5 protein-coding genes are annotated in these 8,911 nt (G+C 33.4%); 1 reads left to right on the plus strand and 4 read right to left on the minus strand.

The window, feature by feature from the left end:
• Positions 1-31 precede the first annotated feature (31 nt).
• From ACU52_RS05550 to ACU52_RS05560, 4 genes are all read right to left on the minus strand, one after another.
• Positions 32-2,890, minus strand: coding sequence for a PD-(D/E)XK nuclease family protein (locus tag ACU52_RS05550; RefSeq protein ID WP_053398059.1), 2,859 nt, complete (start codon positions 2,888-2,890; stop codon positions 32-34).
• Between the two features lie 50 nt (positions 2,891-2,940).
• Positions 2,941-4,203: a 3'-5' exonuclease gene (locus tag ACU52_RS15810; RefSeq protein ID WP_316936646.1), complete on the minus strand. Its 1,263-nt coding sequence runs from the start codon at positions 4,201-4,203 to the stop codon at positions 2,941-2,943.
• A 71-nt stretch (positions 4,204-4,274) separates the two neighbouring features.
• Positions 4,275-6,203, minus strand: coding sequence for a UvrD-helicase domain-containing protein (locus ACU52_RS15815; RefSeq protein ID WP_316936647.1), 1,929 nt, complete (start codon positions 6,201-6,203; stop codon positions 4,275-4,277).
• A gap of 16 nt (positions 6,204-6,219) precedes the next feature.
• Positions 6,220-8,250: a DUF5686 family protein gene (locus ACU52_RS05560; protein WP_053398060.1), complete on the minus strand. Its 2,031-nt coding sequence runs from the start codon at positions 8,248-8,250 to the stop codon at positions 6,220-6,222.
• A 275-nt stretch (positions 8,251-8,525) separates the two neighbouring features.
• Here ACU52_RS05560 and ACU52_RS05565 point away from each other — a divergent pair.
• A partial coding sequence (locus ACU52_RS05565) for an AMP-binding protein (protein ID WP_147630782.1) occupies positions 8,526-8,911 on the plus strand: 386 nt, incomplete at its 3' end.

Raw genomic sequence — 8,911 nt, forward strand, 5'->3', positions numbered from 1 at the left:
TTCGTTTTTTGAAGTATCTTCATGTAGAATTTTAGCAGTTGCACAAGCGTGCATACGGACAGTTTTCACATGTTTTTCTTTCTGTTGTAGGCTTAAATGGAGTAGCAATGTCAAATATTTCAGACAATATAGACTTGACATTCTCCAAAAAATCCGGCAGATATTCAGATATATCGTTAATCTTATTCTTGTTTATTGATATTATCGGATTATATCCTTCTTCTGAAGAGTGCTGTATAAAAAGCAGTGCAGGACTTACAGGCAAACTGCTGCTGTTATATTTCTTATTGCCTCTAACTATTAACGAATATAGCATTATTTGCAGATAATAGTCTGCGTGTATTTCTGTATTTAGCGGACGTATGAATATGTCGTCCAATGATTTCGCATCTTTTAGATTACTGCTTCCTGTCTTATAGTCAACAATTCTTATTTTTTCTGTATTATTTTCTTTATCAACAATTTTGTCCATTCTGTCTATGCGTCCGCCTATGCATATCTTACGTTCGTCACCATTTGCAACAAATTTAATATCCTCATAGACGTCATTTTCAATCCCAATGATAGTAAATGGTGCCAATGCTGAGTCAATTTCAATTAATCTTTTCAGATACCTTATTATTACTTCTCGATTAATCAGCTGCAGACCATTATAAAACGATTTGTTATTGTTGTCATTATATTCTTGCTTAAAGTATATATCAGTAAAGGCCTCATCAACAATCCTTCCAATTAACGATTTGTCTTCCAATGCTTTATTAATGGTTTCTTTTGTAATGATGTGGTTTTCTGCGTTAAGATATTTCCGGTATAATATTTCTGCAGCTCCATGGAATATATTACCAAACATCCTGTTGTCCATTTCGTCACTTTCATCAAGTTCTTTAATCTGGGCAATATTGTAAAAGTAAAATTGCAGCGGACAACGCATATATCTGTTTATTGATGTCGGTGAAATAAATTTCATCGAGTTTAATATATTGACAATGGTTTCATCCTTGGCAATTATATTAGGCTTTGAATATACCAGCTGTTGATCTGTTTTTAGGGATATGCGCTTGATGTCAAAGTTACCGTCTGTCATAAGTTGAAGCATAAATCGGCTCATTTCACCTGTGTGTCCGTCTTCTGTTGAGTTGTTGTATACAATTGTAACGTCAGAGGCTCTCTGTATCAAATTGTAGAAATAATATGCATAAATGGCTACTTTGTTATCTACCGTTGTCAGTTCGTATGCCTTTCTTATCGAATAAGGTATAAAGGACGAGTCCGTTATGCCTTTTGGCATATTTCCCTCATTACATGAGAGAATCAGTACATGCTCAAAATCCAGATTCCTGGTTTCAAGTATACCCATAACTTGGATGCCTTCTGCTGGCTCACCATGAAATGGAATAGAGGTTGAGTTGATCAGTTGCACGATAAGCTTTTGCAATGTTATTACGTCCACATCAAGGTCGCCTGACTTGACCAGTTCATTTAATCTATTGCATAATGTGTACATTCTGAATATCGACTCTTGAAACAATGGGTCTTTGTCTGTATTGCCCATATTTATGGCAACTCGTTTCAAGATGTCCATAAGCCATTGCATCAAATCGTTATTGTTATTCTGTAGCTCAAACAGATGTTTTGTAAATTCATCTTTGTCAAGAATCTGAAATGTTGGATAATAAATGTTCTTTTCTTTTAGTTCATTCAATAGGTCCGAGCATTTTTCTGATATATATTGTGCATAAGGATGCGACAAAATCTGAGCTACATAATGAAGCTGGTATCTGTTCTTGTTGTGTGAATAGCCTTTTAATTTAAGATCGAGTAGCTGTAGAACAAACGATGAAACTGGTGTCTGAAAAAGTGGATAGCCAGAAGTAATGTTTACGCATTCAACTTCTTTGGGTATGCAGTGTATGATTGTTGGTAAAAGAGACTCGTCACATAAAACTATTGCAGTATTTTTACCATCTTTATATCTTTCTTCTTCTTTCAACCAGTCACTTACGTATCTTGCCTGAATGTTTTCAGTGGATGCGTTAGCATATATAATTCTTTTGCCTGCAGACAAGTTATTATAGATACTTTTGTCAGACGAGTTAAGCTCATTAGGAAAGTCTTTAAGGTATTTTTCAATATAGTGACCGGCTTCGTTTTTATTTGGCGGCATATAAAACGAATCAAAGTCCCAATAAAAACCAGCTCTATTTTTTTTCTGTAAATTTGAGAATATTTTTTGCTCAACCTTTTGAACCATATTAAATCCGACAAACAGATATTTGTCATATTTATAATCAATATCCAGTTGGGCAACTTCTCTATACAGCATTCCTTCGTATGCAATATTTTGTTCACGGAGTCTTGCTTTGTAGTTGTTATATATATCCTCGAAATGTCCCCATAATTTTAAGAAGCGTTTTTTCAGTTCAGATTCATTGTCTGTCGTGAAATTACTGAAAAATTTATGCAGAATCCCTTTTTGTTCATCTGTAAGATATGAAATGTCGTCTAATTCATGGATGTCTTTAATGTTCTTGAACACATTTGAGGCATCAGCCATATTCTTGTCTATGTCGTCAAAATCAGCCAATAGCAATTGTCCCCATCCATAAAAATGATCTAGCGATTCGTCTATTTGGGTACATTCAGTAAAACTTTTATGTATCTCGCATATAAGTTTTATTGGATCTCCAATTAACAGCGATGAATGCTGACGAAAAAAGTCGCTGATAGTAATATATGCTGGTGACCATAAAGGACGGCCGGCTTTTATGGCAAGCTGTTCGTTCAAGAATATTGATGCACGTTTATTAGGAAACACAACTGCTATATTTGACAAATTAGTGCCATATTTATTTACGATGTCTTCTGCTACGTATTCTAAAAATTTCTTCATGTTACTTCCGTTGTATTAGTTACAAATGATGAGAGTGAATGCGAAATGTATTATTCCACCTTGTTGACCTTGTTTGAATAAACAAACCACAGATATCCTTCAACATTTTGATACCCCATTGATTTTAGTAGAGACATATATTGTTTTACTTGATTTATATATTCATTACAAGGTTTGCCAAATTTAAAGTCAATAACTTTCATTCTGGTGCCGTCTGTAATTACTCTATCTGGCCGCCTTTCAATAACTTTGTTAGTATTTTTGTCGTATTCAAGAATGCTACATTCGTTAAATACTGTCCAACGTGAGTCAAACCAGTCAGCTACTTGTTTATCAGATAAACGTTTTGCTAGCATACTCCGCATTTTATCTGCCGTTATATCATCATCATAAAGTACACCATCGAATTCGAATTGTTTTAACACATTGTCTATATCATCGGTAGTACGAATCATTGAAAACAATTTGTGTAATATACTACCCATTTTTATATAACGTTCGTGTTCGTTCTCTTCGTTTTCAGATTTTATAAAATCATTACTTTTATTACTTTGTCTGAAATTAGCCACATAGTTTGATGTTTTCATATTTACTTTATATGGCAAAGTTTGTTGTATAAAAACATTTTCTGTTTTTACAGACTTTGTCTCTTCATCACAGCAAAGTTCTCCATACTCAAATATAGTTGGCTCATTTTCCTGTTCAATCCCGGAAATAGAAGCCCCGGGTAATGTCTCTGCCAATCCTTTTATGTTATCGTTTAATATCTCAGATCTGTTCCTTATACTTTTGGATGAATTGTTTTTCTTTCCTATAACAAACAGGTTCTTACATGCTCTTGTAAATGCAACATATAGCAAGTTGAGATTATCTACAGTGTTTTGTAAATATTCGTTTTTATAATCATCAACATATATTGTATTGAGCAATTTTTTGTTATAGTCTACAGGAACTATCGGCAATTTGTCAAATGGCTGATATTTCGGATTGCACCATAACGTGGTGTTTCTGTTTTCCAAAGTCCAATCGCAGAATGGAATAATTACATTATCATATTCCAGACCTTTGCTCTTATGAATACTTATAAGTCTTATACCGTTAATTTCATCACATTGAATTGTTTTTGAATGTATGTTCTCATTCCACTCATTGATGAATTTATCAATATTGCCTGAATTGTTATTTATAAAATCAGAGACCTGATCATAAAAAGCGCATATATAAGCACCTTGTTCATGCATCTTTTCAAGCTCAAAAGTGGAATATATAAATTCAATAATGTCAAACAATGGCTTTTTGATGAGCTGTTGCATATTGTCAATATAGCTTGACGGTTAAAAAAGAATCAGCATTGTCTGTTTCAGACACGAAGCTTGTGAGAATTTTACTTACATTCAGATCGTTTTTTCAATATTGTATTTTGATATATAACAGCCAAATTAGCTTTTGACATTATGTCGTCGGGATGTACGAGTAACTGTAAGGCAAGCATAATTGTATTAACAGCACTTGATGCATCTAGCCTGAAGGCTTCATCGCTTATAAAAGTCAGGTCGGGTCTTTTTTCCATGAAATAGTCTGCAACAATTGGTATCAACTTATTGTATCTAAATAATATTGCAGTTTTATTCAACGGCATACCTGATTGTATTATCTCATCTATGCTGCTTTCAATATATTCTAACGTCGTATCATTATAATTTTCATTCGGTAGCAGTGTTAATCTTACATATCCGGCTTGGGCTTTTCCTTGTCTTGCATTCTGTTTAACATCTCCATACGCAGTTTTGATTTCATTGGCACTGCTGTCAAGTCCGATTTCTTGGCCACGTGTGTATTCATATTGTGCAGCTAAAGTGAAAAAAGCATTATTGAAATCAATGATGTTTTTTTCAGATCTGTAATTTGTTTGAAGTGAACACACGTCCACCTGCTCCTTTGAAGACGGAAATTGCTCCTTGATATTATTAAGTAAGCGCCAGTCTCCTGCACGCCATCTGTATATACTTTGTTTGACATCTCCGACAATGAGGTTGTTGACGGTGTCATTATCATTTGAGCCATGACTCATACATTCTTTAAGCAGGACTTTAAAATTTTGCCATTGAACAGAACTGGTGTCTTGAAATTCATCTATCATTATGTGTTCAAGTTGGCATCCGGCTTTTTCAAATATGAACGGAGAATCATTGTCTTTGATGAGTGAATGAAGCAGGTACTGAGTGTCACTTAGCAGGAATCTGTTGGCATCTTCATTTAATTCTCTTACTTTACTCTCAATTTTATTTAGAAGGCGTAATTTACTAAGGTGTTTCAGAGTAACCTCAACTGTTGCATAAAGCTTCCATTGTTTTGAGCGTTCTGTTTCAGCTTCATGTAGCAGTTTCATTAAGCTTTCATTTACTAATGATATAATAGTATTCCTGTCTGGACTAGTCTTGGTCGTCCAGCTTTCAGCACTGTCAAGGCATTTTTTCAAGGTGTTGTTAACACATTTATCATCACTGAAATCATCTGTTTTAAGTTTTTTGAAATAACTGCATATGCCTTTGCCTTTTGATGCAAATGATGTATTAGGGTCTAATCCGGCCTTGGTTGTTTCATTTATAAACCGGTCTGCATATGCTGCCATGCTTTTTTTAGCATTACTACGGATTTCTTTTAGCTCCTTAATATATATATCAAAAAAATTATTCTCAGTGATTATCTTATTTAGATTGTCGCTGATTGACTTGTAGTAATCTTGAAAAATGTTTTTTCCAAATGATTTAATCTGACCAATAACATTCCAACCTTTGTTTTCATCTATGTTGGTAAAAATGTAATTTATAAGCCATTGTAATAATTGGCTTGTTGTTGTCAGTGAGTCTATAAGTTGATCTATTGCTTCTTCTTCTACCTGAGAATCATTTAAGCCGATTTTTAGGTTTGCTGTTAAATCTAATTCGCGTGCAAGATTACGTAATACAGACTGAAAGAAAGAGTCTATCGTCTCAACTCTGAAATAGTTGTAATTATGAACGAGGCTATTTAAGGCTATTCCGGCTTGTCGGCTTGCTTGTTCTTCGCTTATATTTAGCTTTTCTGTTATTTCCTTCATATAAAGATGCGAATCAGGAAGCATTTTCCATATTCCATATAACTGGCTTAATATTCGCATTTTCATTTCTTCTGTAGCCTTATTGGTAAAGGTTACAGCAAGAATGTTCTTAAAACTCATAGGATTCTTAATCAGGAGTTTTATATATTCAACGGCAAGGGTGAATGTTTTACCGCTTCCGGCGCTAGCTTTATATACTGTTAATTGTTTCATGTTAAAATATTAATTGTTACCAGTCTCTAAACAACTCAAATCCGAATCTACATCCGATACCTTCAAAATCAGCATTTCGAGTCGCTAAAAATAAGCCCATAGAAAAAAATCTGTTTGTGAACCCATATCCACATTCTATATATGGATGTAGATGTTCAACAAAGAGTGTGTTTACATATATACGTTCTATCTCCATCAGTCGCCCTACATATGGTATTCGGGACAATAACATTAATGGCGATTCGTAAGTTGCATTTGTTCGCACATAATATTCCGAAGCATTATACCAGTTGCTGTTTAATAATTGAAATTCACCTGTCCAATCGTCATTCCATCCTCCAGGAATATTCTCTTCTCTGAAATTTGTATAGTCTAAGAAATATGATGTTCTACTTTTGGATGTATAAAATCCACTGCCAACTCTAAGAGAAATTGCTTTCAGGGAATGGAATTGTTTTTTCCATGAAGCATCGAACTCAAAGCGTTCATATTCCATATCAGAGTTAAATACATTTTTTACTCCTCTTTCGTAGTCAGTCGTAAATATAGGTCCGTTCCATCCGTATGGCCGGAATTGTATTTGTAATGATGGAGCAAACGAATAATATTCTGTAGGCCTTTTTGCTTGTTCAAAGCCTGTTTTATCAACGGCAGAGCGTTTGTGATATATTATACCAGGTTGTATGCTCCATTTATCCGATAAGTCATAATTTGCTTTGAATTTAAAGTAGAAATCTTTAAAATAGTCTAAATTCATGTTGTCCCAATTGATGGAATCAAGTGTCTCATTTTTTATTTGGTCTACTATACTGGAGTTGGTAATTCTATTTCCATTACCAATTTCAAATTCTGTATATCCATTTCTTCTCTTATTGTATGTAAAACGGATAGGCATTCTGAAATATAGCTGATGCTGTTTAAACGAATATCCTGAATTAAAAGATAAAGAAATATCTTTATTTAAAGAAAAATTATAACTGCCGTTGATTTTTAATTTGTATGTTATACCCTTTCGCCCGCTGTAACTTAATTCCAATGGATTTAAAATTGGAGATATTCTAAAAGCGCCCTGGTTGTTGGTTCCAAAGTTACCTTTTGTGCGATTGATAATGTGATCACCTAAAACATCCCATAAAACTTGGTCCCAACGTTTGTTTTCTTTGACATTCTGGATTGTATCAGTTGTGTTATTATAGCCATATTTGATATAAGCATCTTTAAAGTGGATAGGCAGTGTGTCTGGCCTTATTTCTTCCATTAATTTGATGTCGTGTGAATTTATTATTGAATCGGGTAGGGTGATAGGATTATCATAAACCGAATGATAAGATGCATGAATTTTATTTCCTATAAAATGAAATACGGCGTCAATATCGCATTTCTTAGGTAGTAATGAGTATATGCCATATTTGCCCATTAATACGTCTATATGAAACTTCACCATATCGTATTCGCCCATAAATTGCATTCGTATAATTCTACCTGTAGTTCTTTCGACAATTGCAGAACCACTTATCATTTGTGTATTGTGGAGTTTTGGTCTGAAAACAATTTCAGAACGATTGTCTGTTAAACTTGTAATATCGTATTTGTATAGCTTTGTATTATATGTATTAAATGGAGAAAGAATTTGATTGTCTAATATTGTTACATCATAAATATTCGGCATCAGATATTTCAGCAATGTAGTCATTGCATTTTTATGATGGGGTATGGTTCCAATATTTAATTGGCGTGTCGCTTCAGAAATGTAATTGTCTTTAATATATATATTGCTGTATGTTTCCCCTACATATTCTCGCCTTCCTCTTGATATCGCATACATGGAAGGTATAGCCATCAATGTTATGTTTCTTTTATCTGTTTTAAAATAATATCTTAAATAGACATTTGTGTGGATTCCTTTTACTTCTTCTGATACACTTTGTTTGTATTTCAGAACTCGTTGAAGTATTAGCGAGTCTGATGTCGTTTCAGCTTTTGTTCTGTACGGTATAAGACAGAAGACTAAAAGAGATATTAATATGATTCTTTTAATAATTTCCACTTTGCAAATATACATGTTTTTTTTCAAATCGAGTTATTTCTATATATTATATACTTTTAAATCGGCAATGCCTGTTTCGCCTGTTGTTCAGATTGTTGTCTATTGTAAACATTTGATTTATTTATAGCCTAATAGACGTTGATTGTATGAATTTGATATTAGATAATAGATGTATCTTTGAAAATTACAATATTTATCTTATCAAGATAGATTTATTGATAACTGTAATTAACTTTGCAGAAAAATTGCACAAATAATTTTGAAATGTGCAAGTAATGATTTATCTTTGCACAAATTTATTATTTTTGTGCAATGGAAAAATACCAAGTTTTAATTCGTTTATAGAGAAAAGCATTATTGATAATTGGGATTTAGATGCTTTAACTGATTATCAAGGTGTAACACTTCAATATAAAGATGTTGCAAGAAAAATTGAAAAGTTGCATATAATGTTTGAAAACAGCGGTGTTGTAAAAGGTGACAAAATTGCCATCTGTGGCCGTAATAGTGCAAACTGGGCTGTAGCCTTTATTGCAACACTTACGTATGGAGCTGTTGCTGTTCCTGTTTTGCATGAATTTACACCGGAGCAAGTTTATAATATAGTAAATCATAGTGAAGCAAAACTGCTGTTTGTCGGAGATGTTGTTGCTACAACTAT

It is taken from the genome of Xylanibacter rarus, assembly GCF_001275135.1.
Classification (GTDB): Bacteria; Bacteroidota; Bacteroidia; order Bacteroidales; family Bacteroidaceae; genus Prevotella; species Prevotella rara.

What these genes read in the sequence shown, in the direction of transcription:
- ACU52_RS05550 (WP_053398059.1), bottom strand. Translation starts at nt 2,890, where the DNA reads ATGAAGAAATTTTTAGAATACGTAGCAGAAGACATCGTAAATAAATAT.
- ACU52_RS15810 (WP_316936646.1), bottom strand. Translation starts at nt 4,203, where the DNA reads ATGCAACAGCTCATCAAAAAGCCATTGTTTGACATTATTGAATTTATA.
- ACU52_RS15815 (WP_316936647.1), bottom strand. Translation starts at nt 6,203, where the DNA reads ATGAAACAATTAACAGTATATAAAGCTAGCGCCGGAAGCGGTAAAACA.